We start from the raw sequence: 15,882 nt of genomic DNA, 5'->3' as shown, positions 1-15,882 counted from the left end.
AACGTGAGCGAATCAGAGTGGTTGGAATTGACGCAATGTCGTGATGAAGCAGGGTTTCCTCCTTTCGCCAGACGGCGCCACAATGAGACCGTTCGGTCTCAAAACAGACCAAAAAAAGAGCAGATCAGGCCAACCGCACCTGCTGCGTGATATAGGTGGCAAGATGTGTATATGCATGTTCTAAGGGCGTGGCGGTTTCCAGAATACGGGCAAGCATCACTGCTCCTTCCATCGTCGCAATGATGAGCAGTGCCAGCCGGTCAGCGTCAACCTCCGGGCGAATCTCGCCACGGGCAATACCGGTCTGTACCAGCGTTCGGATGGTCTCGCGCCACTCGTCAATAACGGCACGTACCCGCTCACGTAACATCGGGTTGGTATCATCGCTCTCGATGGCAGTGTTGAGTATCGGGCAGCCGCCGACCAGCGGTGGACGTTCAGCGTAACTACGAAAGACATCCAGAAAAGCGATGATCGTATCCACTGTGTGCTTGTGCCCTGCCAGACCAACTGCGAACCGCTCACGGACTTTCTCAGCAGCATAGTCAAACGCAGCCAGCGCAAGCTGCTCTTTACTCTCGAAATGCCGGTAGATCCCTCCTTTCTCCAGCCCCGTCGCTGCCATAATGTCACTGATCGCGGTGCCGGCATAGCCTGAAACATTGAAAAGCGCCGCCGCCTGTGCCACGACCCGCTCGCGGGTCTCCTGCCCCTTCCGCATAGCTTTCTCCGTCAAAAAAGAGACCTTTCGGTCTCAATTGTACACGACACCACGCACATTGTCAATATAGGTTGGGAACGCAGCCGGTTAGGGGAGGCAAAGGGATGTACGTATGGTATGAGCTATTTCATCAACTGGACGTGTGCCCCGCGTAACACAGCGGTCGTGGGCTGATCAATGTCACCCTTCCGTACGATCCTTCGGCGCCAGACCGAACCACGTGCCACGGCACATGTGCATAACAGGAATCAGCTCTCGAGTTCACCTGTACTGAGCGGTGGCAGGCTCCTTACCCGCCACACACCCCCGAATGCAAGGGGAAGAAGAGCGAGGAAACTAAGCATAGCTCCTGCCCAGACGGTTGGCTGTAAACCGATGGAGGTTGCCAGGAGACCGCCGATCAACAAACCGCTCGGAATGCTGGCCCAGGCGATTACCCGAGCCGTTGCCGTGACTCGTCCCAGCATAGACGGTGGAGTGATGCTTTGGCGGATCGTTAACTGACTGATGTTGTAGGCTACTACTCCCAGTGCACGTACCAGGTATCCCGCGATGATCAACGGTAATGGAGCCAATGGTGCCAGTGCCATCAGGAGGATACCAACAGCGTGCAGAATGAGAGCTACGGAGAGGGTCGGCCCTAACCCCCAGTGTCGGACAAAACGACCCGTTAAGGTTGCAGCAATCAGAAGACCCACATTGCCTGCACTGAAGATTAGACCGGTTAGTCCGGCATCCAACCCCAGGGTGCGAATGATATAAAACAGCAAAATACCCTCCACCAAAGCCCAACCCACACTCATCAACATCGTACAGCCCAGAATCGAGCGCAAGAGCGGCTGCCGCCAGAAGTAGGTCAGCCCTTCCTTAATCTCCATCCCCAGGGAGCGTGGTTGTTGTGGTTTTGATGCGGTTATGTCAGATCGCGCTTCCTGATGGCGAATACCAAAAAGAAACAGGGCTGAAATGAGATAGCTGAGGGCATCCAGGATAATCGCGATGGGGGCGGTCAGCAGCGTTATCAATGCGCCTGCCAGGCTTGGACCAACAATTCGTGTTCCAGATTGAGCTACTTCTAAACCGCTATTTGCTGCCACAAGCTGCTTTGGCGGAACCAGAGTTGGAACCCAGGCCTGATAGGCGGTATCAAAGAATGTGGTGAATACCCCGCTGAGTAGAACGACCACGTAGAGATACCAGATCGAGAGCCAACCTGACATGTAGACCACAGGAATAGTGATCAGGATCAACGCCCGGGCAATATCACACCAGATCAACAGGGGTTGACGTTTGCTCCGATCTACAATAGCGCCCGCCACAAAGCCCAATACTACCATCGGTACCCAGCCAAGCATCGCCAGGACACTGGTTTCGAGGGGCGTAGCGTTCAAGGTGGTAACGGCGAGAATAGGCAGACCGAGAAAGGTGATTTGGGTGCCCAGCTGGCTAATCGCCGTTGCCCCCCAGAGACAGAGAAAATGACGGTTACGCCAGACGCTGCGTTCCTGAAAATCGTCATGATTGAGCGGTGTCATTGTATGCGGAGAGAGGCGTGTACGCCATACAACTTGCTCACAATTCCGCCCTGTCTATCATACGGTTACCGGCGAAGGCGATGAGCAAGCGCTACTGAAATACAATCAGGCGATGGGATTGCAAACGTTAAGCAATCGCTGATCGGTTGAATGCTGCCGGGATGTTTGAGGTTTCATCGATACCGGCGCATTATGGGATTGCGGATACACAACGCCAGGAAACTCGTGAAGTCTATCACACGAGAGCGCGTGGGAGTCGAACCCACCGGCGTAGTTCGTCACTCCGCCCAACGGTTTTGAAGACCGCGACAGCCACCGGGCCACATGCGCTCTCACCAGCGATTGTAGAGTGAGCCAGGGGGGTTGTCAACTCTGCGGTGCAGCGTGCAGGTCGGAGGTAGCGCACATTCACTATCGAGGTTTTGAACGTGGTGATGACCACACGGCCTGGCGGGAATTGACAAAACGTCACCCGGTCTTATCCTGGGTGACGTGTACGCGCAACGGTTCCCGTCGTGCGAGATACCTGATCGTTATGAACGACCATCTCCCGATATGTGAACAGTACACCTGATCCAGGCTAACGCAACCGCCCCTGCTCCATATCGTACTTCCCCGCCAGATCGTCCTGCACTGTCTGTGGTGCCCGCTTCACGCCGGTCAGGTAGGCTGCCCGGTCGAGCATATGAGCGGCGACCGGTGCCGTCAGGAAGAAAAAGGCGATCAGGGCAACCATCTTGGCCGCTGCCACCAGATCGCCGTGATGCGCCGCCACCGACAGCAGAACACCGGTAATACCCAACGTCCCCGCTTTACCGGTCGCATGAACGCGCGTATAGAGGTCGGGCAATTTCAGCATCCCGATTGCTGCCAGCAGCATGAACAGCACCCCGATGGTTGCCAGGATCAGGGTCACAATCTCGTTCAGGCTCATCAACTGCGCCCCTCCTCGATATACCGCGAAATCGCCACGGTACCCAGAAATCCCAGTACGGCGACAACCAGAATTGCGTCGACCAGACTCAATTGGTCGGTAATCACTACGTAGAGCGCAACCAGCGCCACCACGTGAACCATCAGCGTATCAAAGGCCATTGCCCGATCAGGAATGCTCGGCCCCATCAGGAGGCGAGCGGTGCAAAGGATCATGGAGATGGCAACGACCCCCATTAAACCGGCAATAATCATCGTAAATAGCGTCATGGCGTGCAACCTCTATGGAAACAGTTCCATCACCCGCCGCTCGAAGTTTTGCTTAATATCCTCACGCACGGCATCGGCATCTTGAACATCGATACAGTGAATGTAAATTGTACGGCGATCAGTCGCCACATCGAGCGAGACGGTACCCGGCGTTAAGGTGATCAGATTGGCGAGCACTGTAATCCCGGCATCACTTTTTACATCAAGTGGAATCGCAATAATACCGGGCCGAATATCGGCCACCCGCCGAAAGAGCACGATTCGGGCCACATCCAGGTTCGCCTTGAGAATACTCCACAAGGCAAAACCGATAAAGGCGATCCATTTGAAGGTCAGGCGAGCATAGTGCCGGTTATCAATCCGAGATCGCCCCAACCCGCCATCGGTAAACGGCATGCTCAGGAAGCGGCTGGCCAGTGACACAATCGCAAAACTGACCAGGAAACCGACGATCAAATCGGGCAGGGTAAAACTGCTCTGCAATGCCATCCAGGTGATTGTCAGCAAAAGGATCAATACAATCATAATCACCTCTACCGCATAGCCGCCTGATATACCGCTTCACAGCCATCACTACCACAGACAGCCGTAATGTAGATTGTCCGATCAAAAAACTGTTGCGCGGCGATAGTATTGTAATCGACCAGCGGCCCGGCCAGTAGCCCAAGCGCGATGCTCAAAATCACCAGAGCAGCCCCTGGCGCCAGCAAGCCGAAACTAACCCGTGGCAGCCGATTCACGTCCTCGTAGGATTTCTTCCAGAAGACCTCATTCCAAATCTTCAACATCGAGAAGAAGGTGAGGATACTGGTACCGGCAGCCACTGCTGTAATCAGATACGCCTGCTGACTCACGCCGACCTGGAGCAAGATCAGCTTGCCGATGAACCCACTCAGCGGTGGAATGCCGGCCAGCGACAGAATACCGACGAACCAGAAGATTGCCAGCCACGGTTCACGCCGGGCCAACCCACCCATCTTTTTCAGATCACCGGTACCGTAAATCTGTTCAGCAGCGCCACCGATAAAGAAGAGCGCCATCTTCACAATCATCACATGGGCGGTGAAGACCAGACCGGCAGCCAGCCCGGCTACACTGGCTAATCCCAACCCCATCACGCTATACCCGATCTGACTGATGATGTGGAAGCTGAGAATACGCCGCACATTCATCTGGGCAACCGCACCCAACACACCTATCACCATCGTCAACCCGGCCAGCAGCGTAATCCACGGCGCGTAGATCGCCAGCTCGTTTTGCAGCATCAGCCCAAAGACCCGGTATAGCGAATAGACACCCACCTTTGTCATCAAACCGCTGAAGATTGCGGTTACCGCTACCGGTGGCGTGTGGTAGCTCGATGGCAACCAGAAGAAGAGAGGCACAATCGCCGCTTTGCTACCGAATGCGAAGAGGAAAACGCCGGCCAGCACAGTCTGCAAACCGGGATTGGTCAATGTAGCCATACGCTCGGCGATGTGCGCCATATTTAACGTGCCGGCAAAGCCGTACATCAGGCCACAACCAAACAAGAAGGCAGTACTGCCGAGCAGGTTGAGCACAACGTATTTCAAGCCACCTTCGAGCTGATCGCGACTACCACCGAGGGTAATCAAACCAAATGAGGAAACCAGCAAGACTTCAAACCAAACGTACAGGTTGAAGAGATCACCGGTAAGAAACGCACCACTCACCCCTAGCAGCAATAACAGCAACAGTGGGTAGTAGAAATAGCGTTCACGCTCGCGATCAATCGAGTAAAAGCTATAGACAACCGTCGTCAGCATGAGGAGCGCGGCCAGCATGACCATCAACGCGCTCATGCCATCGGCAACCAGCGAAATACCAAACGGTGCCAGCCAGCCCGACGCCTGGGCGACCAGTGGGCCACTCTGAGGTACCACGCTCATCAGCCAGAGACCATAGCCGAGATTAATGAGCACACTCGCCAGCGTAATTGCACGTGCAATCATACGCTGATGACCAAACAGAACGGCCAGAGCAGCACCGATCAATGGTGAGACTATTGGAACGAAGAGATGAAAGACCATGCTTCTTTCCTACGCCAGATCGCAACACTATAACTTATCGGTTGTTGACAGATCATCGAGATCGTCGCTCCCCACCGCCTGATTCGAGCGATAGGCCAGAGCCAGTACAAAGGCAGTGAAACCGAAACTAATCACAATCGCCGTCAGGATCAATGCCTGCACCAATGGATCAGCCGATCCGGGGAGCGGTTGTCCGCTGGCATCAACCAGCGGTGGTGCACCACGTCGCACACCATCACCCATTGTGAAAATGAGCAGGTTGACGCCATGGCTCAACATAATCAGACCCAGGATCAGCTTCACTACCGAACGGCGCAAGATCAGATAAGTGGCCCCACCAAACAGAGAGCCGATTGCTATCGCCAGCAGAATGATCATGCAACCTCCTCTTGCTCAACAGATGCCGATTTCATTTCCGGCAAGGGGAAGAGTGTCGGCTCTTCTACCAGCAGGAGTGCAATCTTCGTGGTTACACCAATAACCGTAAAGTAGACTCCAACATCAAACAAGACCGGCGTACCAATCTTACCTACCCCGGGAATGGGTTCTGGTATCCAGAACGCCTGCATATAGGGGAGACCGGCAAACAGCGCCGGCAACCCCCAGATTGCCCCGAAAAAGACACCGAAAGCCGCCAGCAGCAGGTAATTGACCGGCAAAATGCGTTTGGCCGTTTTCGGGCCAAAGGCGACTATCTGCAAAATGATCGCACTTGAAGCCAGCAGACCACCGATAAAGCCACCACCCGGCAAATTATGGCCGCGCAGGAGCATAAAGATTGAAAGCAACAACAGCACCGGCATCATCAACCGGCTAATCGTGCGCAGAATTAACGAGTCGTATAAGGCACTATCTCTGGGCATCGACCGGTTCGTTGACCGGTTCGGTTGTGGTGACCCGCTCTGGTGTCGCATTGTCTTTCCCCTGTCGTAACCGTAACAAGCCATAGATACCAAGGAGCGCGATGAACAAGACCGTAATTTCGCCCATGGTATCGAAACCGCGGAAGTCAACCAGGATTACATTCACGACGTTGGCGCCTTTGCCCAGTTCCAGACTATTTTCCAGGAAGAAGGGTGCTAACGGCGCAAAACTATCGTTTGTGGCCGCTGCCAGTACCAGACCACCCATCAGCACACCCATGACCGTCGCCACAATCGCATCGCGCCGCCGCACCCAGGCCGACGAGAAGCTCTCGAAGCGTACCGGTAGGACGGAGAAGACCAGTAACAGAAACACGGTTGAGAGCACTTCAATCAGCAACTGGGTCAATGCCAGGTCAGGCGCTGAGAAGAGAACGAAGAGGAGCGATACCATTGCGCCGACAACACCAACAGCAATGATGGCTCCCAGACGGGTGCGAGCGTTAATCGTGGCAATAACTCCAATCGGTATGAGAGCCGCCGCCAGTATCTCGTAGAGCTGCAACTGTGGATCGAGATCGAAGCGAATCGCCCCAAGTCCAAAACTGACAAACGGAACACCAACGAAAACCAGCATGGTGAGCGCCGTGAGCAGAATATATCGGCGCAGACGGCCTTCCTGAATGGTTCGCGTCAACGCGGTAGCACCGGTCAGGGTACTCTCGATCAGACGGTCGAAGATCATATCGCCGCGTGACCAGGCCGGCCAACCGCGTAAACCGGCCAGTTGATCGACGAAACGGAACATCACGACGCCAATCACAATCGCGCTCAGACTCACCAGCAGTGCGGGATTAATCCCGTGCCAGAGCGCCAGTTTCACGTCAAGCGGCTGACCATAAATAGATGCACTGGCCGCAGCGATCAACGTACTGATCGGTCCCAAAAACGCGATAGGGATGATCAATGACAATACTGCCGGAACACCAGGACCGATCAACATCCCCGGTGCCGGATCGGTAATATGCTGCTGCATCGCTGCAACACTGCGCTGACCGAGGAAGGCATTGCTGAACAGGCGCCAGCCAGTAATCAGATAGGCGATAGCAGTGATGGCAATGGCTGCCACCGCCAGCACACTTAATGTCGCACCCAACTCGGTTTCCAGCGCTGCTTCGAGCATTAGCTCTTTGGCTACAAAGCCAAACATCACCGGAATGCCACCAAATGAAAGCAAAGCCAGCATCGTAATCACCATCGTCTGCGGCATGTACTTACGCAGTCCGCCGAGACGACGGAGATCGCGCGTCCCACACTCGTGGTCAATCACCCCGGCAAGCATAAACAGGGCCGATTTGTACAGCGCGTGGGCCAGAATATTTGTCGCCACACCTTCGGCACCGTACTTCCCACCCAATCCGATCTGCATCGTCAAGGCACCCAGCATGCTGATCGTGGTATAGGCCAGCATCGCCTTCAGATCGAACTGCCGCATCGCCACAATCGCAGCGAAGGTCATTGTCGCCCCGCCAACCACTGCCAGCGTCACATCCCACAGCGCGGTTCCACCCAGTGCCGGGCTGAGTCGCGCCATGAGGTATACCCCGGCCTTGACCATTGTGGCCGAGTGGAGAAAGGCACTGGCCGGTGTCGGTGCCTGCATCGCACCGGGAAGCCAGAAGTGGAAGGGTATCTGGGCCGATTTGGTGAAACAGCCAAGCAGAATTAAGATCACTGCTGCCGGGTAAAGCGGATGCGCGTGCAACGTATCGCCAGCCGCCAGAATATCACTGAACTCGTAGCTCCCAACCGCCTGACCAAGCAGTAACAAGCCGACGAGCAGCGCCAGTCCACCGCCACCGGTTACCAGGAGTGAATGTAGGGCGCCCCGCCGGGCATCGGCATAATCGTGCTTGTAGCCAATGAGCAAATACGACGTTACCGAGGTCAATTCCCAGAACACAAACATCGTCAGCACATTGCCGGCCAGCACCAGCCCCAGCATCGCACCCATAAACAGCATCAGGTAAGCCAGAAAACGGCCAAGACCGCTGTCAGATCCGAGATAGTGGCCGGCATAACCGACGATCAATGTCCCAATGCCAGAGATAATGAGGGCAAACAGCAGGCTCAAACCATCAAGCGTAAAGCTCAGATGCAACCCTAGCGCCGGCACCCACTCTATCCGTTCAGTCACCAGCCCGCCTTCCCACACCGGCGCAGCCTGCGCCAGCGTCAGACCGAAGATGAGCAACGGGATCAACGCCAACCCCCACGCAATTCGGTCACGCGCCGGGAAGCGGGCGAGTAATGCCAGGGGAGCTGCCGCTAGCGCAATGAATACAAGCGGATAGATCATGCTCTCCTCGTTCAAACACTACAAAACGCTACTACCACCTGACGTGGCACGGTACGACACCATCAGCGAAAGTGGCAACGGCTGGACAACGTTCCAGTTGTATCAGCCTGCTGGTAGGGATATCGTGTACCACTTTTTTACCAGCACTATTGCCTGAACAACATTTGAATGTGTTGGGTTTGCAGCCATTGTACTCCAAAACGGGGATGCTGTCACACTCCTGATAATAACGGCGCTGGACACGATTACCACGCACCGTGATCGTGTCCAGCCCGGCTCGCCACACACTCAGCGAATATCTGGTAGAGTTATCATGCAAGAAAACAATGTTTGAGTACGAGTGAGCTATGAGCAAAGTACACACCATCTCCATCTTGAAAGCACTTCAGGTCATCGGTATCGCTCTTCTGTTTCTGACAATTCTCAGCGCCTGCGGTGAACCGCTGCGTGAACGTAGCATTGAGGTAACAGCTACCGAAATGCGCTTTGATCCCGACCGCGTAGAGGCTCGCACCGGAGAACAGGTCTTCTTACGCTTACGCAACCGCGGCGAAATAGCGCATAGTCTGACCATTGAGCTACCCGCCGGAGACCGTACCGTCTCGGCTGATCCGGGTGTTGATGCGGTACTGGCCTTTCGCGCTCCAGCCCCTGGAGAGTACCGTTTCTACTGTCGTATTCCCGGCCATGAAGCCCAACAGGGTGTTCTGGTCGTTACCCCATGATGACCGTCATTACGAGGTCGCCCAGTCACGCCGACGGATGGCGTTGATGGTCAGAATAGCCAGGGTGAGCAGCGTGATCGGCAAGACGAAGAGCATCATGATGCCGCTGAACGCGGGCAACGCATCGTGTTCAGTCGCAGCCAGGATGAGATAGGCTGTATACGCCACATAATAACCGAGAAAGAGTGCCCCCTCCCAGCGGTTGATGCTCAGGCCAGAAACAAAGATCGGCATAACGGCAAAGGCCACGGCAATCATCACCGGCAGATCAAACGTGATGACCGACGGCGCCACCACCAGACCACCAGGTGTTACCAGCGATGCAATCCCCAGAATACCGAGAATATTGAAAATGTTGCTCCCTACTGCATTGCCAATCGCAATATCGCGTTCCTGTTTGAGAGTGGCAACAATAGAAGCAACGACTTCCGGTAACGAGGTACCGGCAGCCACAATCGTCAAGCCAATCACAACATCACTAATCCCGATGGCACGCGCAATAGCTGTTGCACTTTCGACCAGCCAGTTCGAGCCGAGTGCCAGTAACCCCAATCCAACAATAATCATCACAAGCTGCATAACCCAGACCGCAATAGTCGGGCGTTCGCGCAGTTTTTGTGAACCATACTCCTGTGCATACTCCTCCTGCACGGCGGCACTCTCCTTACGGCTGGCATAGATTGACCAGATGGTATAACCAAGCAGTAAGCTGAAGAGTAACAATCCATCCAACCAGCCAATCGTACCGTCGAATGCCAGCACTGCTAACAAGAGAGACACCGCAATCATGAAGGGTACTTCACGTCGAATGAGTTGTACGGCAACGATCAGTGGGCTAATCAGGGCACAGGCACCCAGGATGAACAGAATATTGAAAATATTACTCCCTACTACATTACCTATCGCAATATCACTTTTGCCGGCCAGACCGGCCTGAACACTCACCGCCAGCTCCGGTGAACTGGTACCAAATGAGACCACTGTCAAACCGATGACGAGCGGTGAAACTCCAACCAGGGCTGCCAGGTGACTCGCACCACGCACCAACAGCTCGCCGCCAATCGCCAGACAAACCAGTCCGCCTAGCATCAAGCCGATTGTTATGGCATCCATAAGATTATTGATGTTCTCCTTTTGCACAGGATTTGACACGATGCACGTTTATACATTATACGTAACAACCATCGCCCTTGCGAGGGCGAATCTTCGTTGTATGCGCTACCGAAGGAGAGCAGCAGCAATAGGGAAAATTCCCCTATGAGGAATGGCAAAAATCCTGTATAGTGCGTAACGTTGGGGAGTAGCCGCCCGCCGACTGCGGGTTGATGTCGCCGTCAAGACGGAATGCAACATTCCCGGTGGCATCGCGTATCGGGCAACCGTACTGGCGAGACCGACGCAGTGGTGAGCTGCGTTTGGCTCGCCTTTTTGTTGTGGTAAAAAACAAACTGTACGACAGGGAGAAAAGCACAATGTTCGATGCAGTGTGGGTCTGGATCGGTTTTAACCTCTTTGTACTGGCCCTGCTGGCCCTCGATCTGGGGGTATTTCACCGTGACGCGCACGAAGTCTCGTTACGTGAGGCGGCAATCTGGAGTGTCGTCTGGATTTCACTGGCGCTGGTCTTCAATCTTGGATTGTATCTCTTCTGGGATCAGATCATGCCGGGTAGCAGCTTGAGTGCCGGCGAGGCCGGGCTGGCCTTCCTCACCGGCTATTTAATCGAAAAAGCGCTGAGCGTTGACAATATTTTTGTCTTCGTATTGATCTTCTCGTATTTTGCAGTGCCGGCCAAATACCAGCACCGCGTCCTGTTCTGGGGGATTCTCGGTGCGCTGATCATGCGGGGCACCATGATCGCCGCCGGCGCGGCACTCATCAAGCAATTTCACTGGATCATCTGGGTCTTTGGCGCCTTCCTGATCTTTACCGGTATTCGCATGGCCACCTCGCAGCACGAGGAAGTAGAGCCTGATAAGAACCCGGTAGTACGCCTTTTCCGGCGCTTTATGCCGATCAGTGATCGCTACGACGGGCAAAAGTTTCTCACCCGCCAGAATGGCGTACTAATGGCAACCCCGCTGCTGCTGGTGTTGGTGATGGTTGAGACAACCGACCTGATCTTTGCAGTCGACTCAATTCCGGCCATTTTTGCGGTGACCCAAGATCCGTTTATCGTGTACACATCGAATGTCTTCGCAATCCTGGGCTTGCGGGCACTGTACTTTGTGCTGGCCGGTGTCGTTCATCTCTTCCACTACTTGAAACTGGGTTTATCAGTAGTGCTGGCCTTCGTCGGTGTGAAGATGCTGCTGCCTGATGTGAGCGCAGCCCTGATCGGTACGAGCTGGAAGATTCCTACCGGTATTTCACTCGGCGTGGTTGCCACGATTATCACGGTATCAATCGTAGCCTCGCTGATCAGGGCGCGACTGGTTGAGAGCAGCGAACATGCCGCTCCATCAAATACAGTCTAACGGCTCACCCTGAAGCTCCAGATCTACCGCAGACATAGCAGGAGATAGCCCACTGATCAATTCGCAAATGAGATCGGGCTGCTCCTGCTGTGGCACGTGACCACAGCGAGAAAGGTAAATGTATTGTGCCCGTCCCTCCAGCACGACTTCCATCGACTCAATCAATTCACCATCGACAATCACGTCGTGATCACCACTGATTAAGACCGTTGGCGTCTGACATTCGCTGACCAGATCGAGATACTGTTCTGCCCGGAAGAAGGCATCAATCGCCAGCCAGCGCAAGGCCGAGAGAGTTGCCCGGCGTTGCAGCGGATGATGAAGGCGCTTCCAGACGCGCCGACGGAGAAACCGTCGTTCACGAGCCGGCAAGTCGTAGAGGCTATAGTAGAACGGCTGTAGGCTCAGAAAAGCCAGTTCCTGCGAACGACGCATACTGTTCATCACCAGCTCACCAAGACCGGGAATGAGCAGTGGCCACCACTGACGCGGTGGAGTACGCCGTTTAACCGGTAAACATCCACTAATCAGAATCTGTTGCTGGATCAGGTGAGGCAGGCCAATGCTGAGACGTTGGGCAATCATTGCCCCCATTGAATGGCCAACAAGCGTAATCTGTTGGAGTTGCAACGTGGTGATAAATTCGGCCATGGTGCGGGCAAAAAACGTCAGGCTATACCCGCCTTTAGGCCCGGAACTACGGCCAAAACCCGGTAGATCAGGGGCGATCACCCGATACATTTGCGAGAGTGGTGAAATAATCGCACGCCAGGTATCGGCTTCATCACCCAGGCCATGCAAGAGAAGGAGCGGTGGTAGGTTAGTGGAACCGGCAGCGTAGTAGAAGATGTCCACATCACGCAGCGCAACCCGACGAGCGTAAGGGACAAGATCAACGGGGATATCCATCGTGGGTTCTCGCTTCATGGCGCTACCTTTATGCAAGGAATCTTTTCTAATTTTAGAATACACAAGTTGGTTTGTCAAATGTTTTTAAGCATGACAACACTACTATTTTTACACGATGGTACGTCGTAGATTTACGGTGAGATGTGATCAAAGGTATTTATCAATATTGAGATAACAACTCAATAAGGCATAAAAAAGCAGGGCATCTAGCGAAACAACCAGCTTTTTCCGTTGGTGTGCTACAATCGAGCAATCAAATAGCCGGAACGACCGGCAGAGCACAACTAATAAGGAGCCGGCAATGCGCATAACCATTCGCGATATTCAGCAGATGCGCGATCGCGGCGAGCGAATCCCAATGGTCACCGCGTATGACTATACCTCGGCTCAGATTGCTGATCGCGCCGGAATTCCATTGATTCTGGTAGGGGATTCGTTAGGCATGGTCGTGCTGGGCTACAATTCTACCGTACCGGTGACGCTTGACGACATGATTCACCATACGCGCGCCGTCGTGCGTGGTACGCAAAAAGCCCTGGTTATCGGTGATCTCCCATTCCTTACCTACACATCACCAGAGCAGGCGATGCAGAGTGCCGGACGGATGTTGCAGGAAGCCGGTGCGCAGGCCGTCAAGCTGGAAGGCGGTGTGCATATCGCTCCTACCATTGCCCGCCTGGTTCAGGCCGGGATTCCGGTGATGGGGCACATTGGCTTTACGCCACAGGCGGTTAACCAGATTGGGTTGCGCGTGCAAGGGCGACGGGCTGCTGAGGCGCAACGACTGCTCGCCGATGCGCTGGCCGTGCAAGAAGCCGGTGCCTTCGCGATTGTGCTGGAGCTGGTACCGGCAGAGCTGGCCCAGGCCATTACGGAACGGTTGCGGATTCCGACTATCGGGATCGGTGCCGGAGCCGGCTGTAGCGGTCAGGTGCAGGTCTGGCACGATATGCTCGGTCTGTACAGCGACTTTTTACCCCGTCACGCAAAGCGGTACGCCGATCTGGCAACAATTATTGCCGAGGCGCTGAGTCAGTACGCCAGTGATGTGCGTAATGGTACGTTCCCTGGCCCTGAACATAGCAGTCGGATGGATCCGGCAGAGCTAGCCGCAGCGCTGGGGAGTCAAGATCAGGCGACGGAATAGGCAACGATGACGAAGAACCTCTTCGGGCATCATCCCGCAGCGGTTTGCAAAGCTGCTCGTTGCGGCTTGGTGAGCGCGCCGGATGTGTGCGCTCCCAGGGGATGCTGACCCGCCCCCACCCTACCCCGCCCCCAGCGGGAGTGGGAACCTCCGGCGACGGCTGGCTCCCGCTGGCGCGTGGTGGGTCTGGCTTGCGTGACCTCGCCAGATGAAGGCATAGCGGGCGGTTACGGGGTTTCCTGACCCGCCCCCACCCTACCTCGCCCCCGCCGGGCGGGAACCTCCGGCACGGGTTGGGTCAGGGGGTGTGATGCCTCGCTAGACGAAGGTACAGCAGGTGGTTGCAGGTGATGGGTGCGCCGGAGGCGCGCGCTCCCAGGGGATGCTGACCCGCCCCCACCCTACCCCACCCCCAGCGGGGGTGGGAACCTCCGGCGACGGCTGGCTCCCGCTGGCGCGTGGTGGGTCTGGCTTGCGTGACCTCGCCAGATGAAGGCATAGCGGGCGGTTACAGGATGTCCTGACCCGCCCCCACCCTACCCCATCCCCGCTGGGCAGGAACCTCCGGCACGGGTTGGGTCAGGGGGGGTGATGCCTCGCTAGACGAAGGTGGGTGCAGGTGGTGGGCGCACCGGAGGCACGCGCTCCCAGGGGATGCCGGTGCTGGCGTACCGCTGTGATATGCTCTTCCTTCACCATACGCTCAACGCAACACTACGTAACCAATTGTTGTAAGATGGTGTAGCCTCACCTCGCGGGATGAGGGTGAGCAGAGACTCAGAAATGCCACATTGTTATTGATGATGGGTGCGATCAGGCTCAACGTTGAGCAAGACAACGAGGAAACATGCTATGAAAGTCCTACACACAGTCGCCGAATTTCGACAGGCACGGGCGGCGTTTGATGTCCTGGGGTTCGTGCCGACGATGGGGTATTTGCATCAGGGACATCTGGCGCTGGTTGAACAGGCCCGTCGCGAATGCCCGGCAGTAGCGGTGAGTATCTTTGTCAATCCAACGCAGTTTGGCCCTAACGAGGACTATGCCCGCTATCCACGCGATACTAACCGCGATCTGGCGCTGCTCGAAGCAGCCGGTGTTGATCTGGTATTTATCCCTTCGGTCGAAGAGATGTATCCGCCCGGATTCGGCACCTATGTCATTCAGCCTGCCGCTGATGAGGTGCTGGAAGGGGCGGCCCGACCCGGCCATTTTCGGGGTGTCGCGACCGTTGTCTGTAAGCTGTTTAATATTGTGCAGCCGACCAAGAGCTACTTCGGGCAGAAGGATGCCCAACAGACGGTTGTAGTGCGTCAGATGGTTCGCGATCTAAATCTCCCGGTTGAGATTGTGATTGTACCGACGGTACGCGAACCTGATGGTCTGGCGCTCAGTAGTCGTAACGTCTATTTGAACGCCGAACAGCGAGCCGCCGCACCGGTGCTCTACCGGGCACTGCGCACCGCTGCCGAACGCTACGCTGCCGGTGAGCGTGACGCCGAGACGCTGCGAGCAGTGATGCGAAGTGTGCTCGCCGGGGAGCCGCTGGCCCGACCGGATTACGTTAGCGTGGCCCATCCGCTCACGTTGCGTGAACTGGATCGGATTGGTGCGGACGGTGCTTTGTTGTCGATGGCCGTGCGCTTCGACCAGGTGCGCCTGATCGACAACTGGCTGTTGGAAGGGGAAGGAAAATAGACGATAGTGAGCGGGTTGACCCTCACCCCCGGCCCCTCTCCCGCGGCGCGGGAGAGGGGAGATGAGAGGTTTGATTCAGGGCTTCCTGATGCGGTAGACGTTGAGTTGGCTGATGTTTTCCGTCTACCCATAAGCATTGCGGGAGAGGGGACTAGAGACCTCTGCCACGGCATTCTGATGCGGTAGAAATCGCG

General features: G+C 55.6%; 15 protein-coding genes and 1 tRNA gene. 4 read left to right on the top strand and 12 right to left on the bottom strand.

Translation table 11 applies throughout. From position 1 onward, the window contains the following. Positions 1-124 precede the first annotated feature (124 nt). The 10 genes from CAUR_RS11625 to mbhE all read right to left on the bottom strand — a co-directional run bounded on the left by CAUR_RS11625 (position 125) and on the right by mbhE (position 8,732). Positions 125-721, bottom strand: coding sequence for a TetR/AcrR family transcriptional regulator (locus CAUR_RS11625; RefSeq protein ID WP_012258084.1), 597 nt, complete (start codon positions 719-721; stop codon positions 125-127). A 248-nt stretch (positions 722-969) separates the two neighbouring features. Beyond that, entirely contained in the window at positions 970-2,256 is a 1,287-nt protein-coding gene (locus CAUR_RS11620; RefSeq protein ID WP_012258083.1) for an MFS transporter, read from the bottom strand. 240 nt (positions 2,257-2,496) lie between these two features. Continuing rightward, a tRNA-Sec gene (locus tag CAUR_RS11615) sits at positions 2,497-2,590 on the bottom strand. Between the two features lie 246 nt (positions 2,591-2,836). After that, the gene (gene mnhG / locus CAUR_RS11610; protein WP_012258082.1) at positions 2,837-3,190 is read right to left on the bottom strand and encodes a monovalent cation/H(+) antiporter subunit G; all 354 of its coding nucleotides are present in this window, start codon (positions 3,188-3,190) and stop codon (positions 2,837-2,839) included. Then, the gene (locus tag CAUR_RS11605; protein WP_012258081.1) at positions 3,190-3,459 is read right to left on the bottom strand and encodes an MrpF/PhaF family protein; all 270 of its coding nucleotides are present in this window, start codon (positions 3,457-3,459) and stop codon (positions 3,190-3,192) included. The genes mnhG and CAUR_RS11605 overlap by 1 nt, the downstream gene beginning before the upstream one ends. A 12-nt stretch (positions 3,460-3,471) precedes the next feature. Continuing rightward, positions 3,472-3,984 carry a Na+/H+ antiporter subunit E gene (locus CAUR_RS11600; RefSeq protein WP_012258080.1) on the bottom strand — a complete coding sequence of 171 codons (513 nt, stop codon included), beginning with the start codon at positions 3,982-3,984 and terminating at the stop codon, positions 3,472-3,474. An 8-nt stretch (positions 3,985-3,992) separates the two neighbouring features. Next, positions 3,993-5,510 carry a proton-conducting transporter transmembrane domain-containing protein gene (locus tag CAUR_RS11595; RefSeq protein ID WP_012258079.1) on the bottom strand — a complete coding sequence of 506 codons (1,518 nt, stop codon included), beginning with the start codon at positions 5,508-5,510 and terminating at the stop codon, positions 3,993-3,995. Between the two features lie 27 nt (positions 5,511-5,537). Further along, on the bottom strand, positions 5,538-5,888 hold the full coding sequence (locus CAUR_RS11590; RefSeq protein ID WP_012258078.1) for a sodium:proton antiporter: 351 nt from the start codon (positions 5,886-5,888) through the stop codon (positions 5,538-5,540). Then, positions 5,885-6,373 carry a Na+/H+ antiporter subunit B gene (locus CAUR_RS11585; RefSeq protein ID WP_012258077.1) on the bottom strand — a complete coding sequence of 163 codons (489 nt, stop codon included), beginning with the start codon at positions 6,371-6,373 and terminating at the stop codon, positions 5,885-5,887. The genes CAUR_RS11590 and CAUR_RS11585 overlap by 4 nt, the downstream gene beginning before the upstream one ends. Beyond that, complete coding sequence (gene mbhE / locus CAUR_RS11580; protein ID WP_012258076.1) at positions 6,360-8,732, bottom strand: hydrogen gas-evolving membrane-bound hydrogenase subunit E; 2,373 nt, start codon at positions 8,730-8,732, stop codon at positions 6,360-6,362. Before mbhE ends, CAUR_RS11585 begins: the two co-directional genes overlap by 14 nt. 347 nt (positions 8,733-9,079) lie before the next feature. On the opposite strand from mbhE, the gene CAUR_RS11575 reads away from it, so the two are divergent. Continuing rightward, positions 9,080-9,457: a cupredoxin domain-containing protein gene (locus tag CAUR_RS11575; RefSeq protein WP_012258075.1), complete on the top strand. Its 378-nt coding sequence runs from the start codon at positions 9,080-9,082 to the stop codon at positions 9,455-9,457. A 9-nt stretch (positions 9,458-9,466) separates the two neighbouring features. Here the strand turns inward: CAUR_RS11575 and CAUR_RS11570 are convergent, their stop codons facing one another. Next, the gene (locus CAUR_RS11570) at positions 9,467-10,570 is read right to left on the bottom strand and encodes a calcium/sodium antiporter (protein ID WP_012258074.1); all 1,104 of its coding nucleotides are present in this window, start codon (positions 10,568-10,570) and stop codon (positions 9,467-9,469) included. 359 nt (positions 10,571-10,929) lie between these two features. On the opposite strand from CAUR_RS11570, the gene CAUR_RS11565 reads away from it, so the two are divergent. Next, positions 10,930-11,934: a TerC family protein gene (locus CAUR_RS11565; protein WP_012258073.1), complete on the top strand. Its 1,005-nt coding sequence runs from the start codon at positions 10,930-10,932 to the stop codon at positions 11,932-11,934. Here CAUR_RS11565 and CAUR_RS11560 read toward each other — a convergent pair. Next, a complete protein-coding gene (locus CAUR_RS11560) occupies positions 11,920-12,861 on the bottom strand; it encodes an alpha/beta fold hydrolase (RefSeq protein WP_012258072.1) in 942 nt (313 codons plus the stop codon). The two genes, CAUR_RS11565 and CAUR_RS11560, sit on opposite strands and share 15 nt — an antisense overlap. A 283-nt stretch (positions 12,862-13,144) precedes the next feature. On the opposite strand from CAUR_RS11560, the gene panB reads away from it, so the two are divergent. Both panB and panC read left to right on the top strand, forming a co-directional pair. Then, the gene (gene panB / locus CAUR_RS11555) at positions 13,145-13,990 is read left to right on the top strand and encodes a 3-methyl-2-oxobutanoate hydroxymethyltransferase (protein ID WP_012258071.1); all 846 of its coding nucleotides are present in this window, start codon (positions 13,145-13,147) and stop codon (positions 13,988-13,990) included. An 852-nt stretch (positions 13,991-14,842) separates the two neighbouring features. Further along, a complete protein-coding gene (panC, locus tag CAUR_RS11550) occupies positions 14,843-15,688 on the top strand; it encodes a pantoate--beta-alanine ligase (protein WP_012258070.1) in 846 nt (281 codons plus the stop codon). The last annotated feature ends 194 nt before the right edge of the window (positions 15,689-15,882 follow it).

This window comes from Chloroflexus aurantiacus J-10-fl (assembly GCF_000018865.1).
GTDB lineage: Bacteria > Chloroflexota > Chloroflexia > Chloroflexales > Chloroflexaceae > Chloroflexus > Chloroflexus aurantiacus.
This window is presented reverse-complemented; position numbering and strand designations above follow the sequence as displayed.

Bases quoted from the DNA above. Each gene is read 5' to 3' on its own strand.
- panC (WP_012258070.1), top strand. From the start codon at position 14,843: ATGAAAGTCCTACACACAGTCGCCGAATTTCGACAGGCACGGGCGGCG.
- CAUR_RS11565 (WP_012258073.1), top strand. From the start codon at position 10,930: ATGTTCGATGCAGTGTGGGTCTGGATCGGTTTTAACCTCTTTGTACTG.
- panB (WP_012258071.1), top strand. From the start codon at position 13,145: ATGCGCATAACCATTCGCGATATTCAGCAGATGCGCGATCGCGGCGAG.
- CAUR_RS11600 (WP_012258080.1), bottom strand. From the start codon at position 3,984: ATGATTGTATTGATCCTTTTGCTGACAATCACCTGGATGGCATTGCAG.
- CAUR_RS11585 (WP_012258077.1), bottom strand. From the start codon at position 6,373: ATGCCCAGAGATAGTGCCTTATACGACTCGTTAATTCTGCGCACGATT.
- CAUR_RS11575 (WP_012258075.1), top strand. From the start codon at position 9,080: ATGAGCAAAGTACACACCATCTCCATCTTGAAAGCACTTCAGGTCATC.
- CAUR_RS11570 (WP_012258074.1), bottom strand. From the start codon at position 10,570: ATGGATGCCATAACAATCGGCTTGATGCTAGGCGGACTGGTTTGTCTG.
- CAUR_RS11590 (WP_012258078.1), bottom strand. From the start codon at position 5,888: ATGATCATTCTGCTGGCGATAGCAATCGGCTCTCTGTTTGGTGGGGCC.
- mbhE (WP_012258076.1), bottom strand. From the start codon at position 8,732: ATGATCTATCCGCTTGTATTCATTGCGCTAGCGGCAGCTCCCCTGGCA.
- mnhG (WP_012258082.1), bottom strand. From the start codon at position 3,190: ATGAGCCTGAACGAGATTGTGACCCTGATCCTGGCAACCATCGGGGTG.
- CAUR_RS11595 (WP_012258079.1), bottom strand. From the start codon at position 5,510: ATGGTCTTTCATCTCTTCGTTCCAATAGTCTCACCATTGATCGGTGCT.
- CAUR_RS11560 (WP_012258072.1), bottom strand. From the start codon at position 12,861: ATGAAGCGAGAACCCACGATGGATATCCCCGTTGATCTTGTCCCTTAC.
- CAUR_RS11605 (WP_012258081.1), bottom strand. From the start codon at position 3,459: ATGACGCTATTTACGATGATTATTGCCGGTTTAATGGGGGTCGTTGCC.
- CAUR_RS11620 (WP_012258083.1), bottom strand. From the start codon at position 2,256: ATGACACCGCTCAATCATGACGATTTTCAGGAACGCAGCGTCTGGCGT.
- CAUR_RS11625 (WP_012258084.1), bottom strand. From the start codon at position 721: ATGCGGAAGGGGCAGGAGACCCGCGAGCGGGTCGTGGCACAGGCGGCG.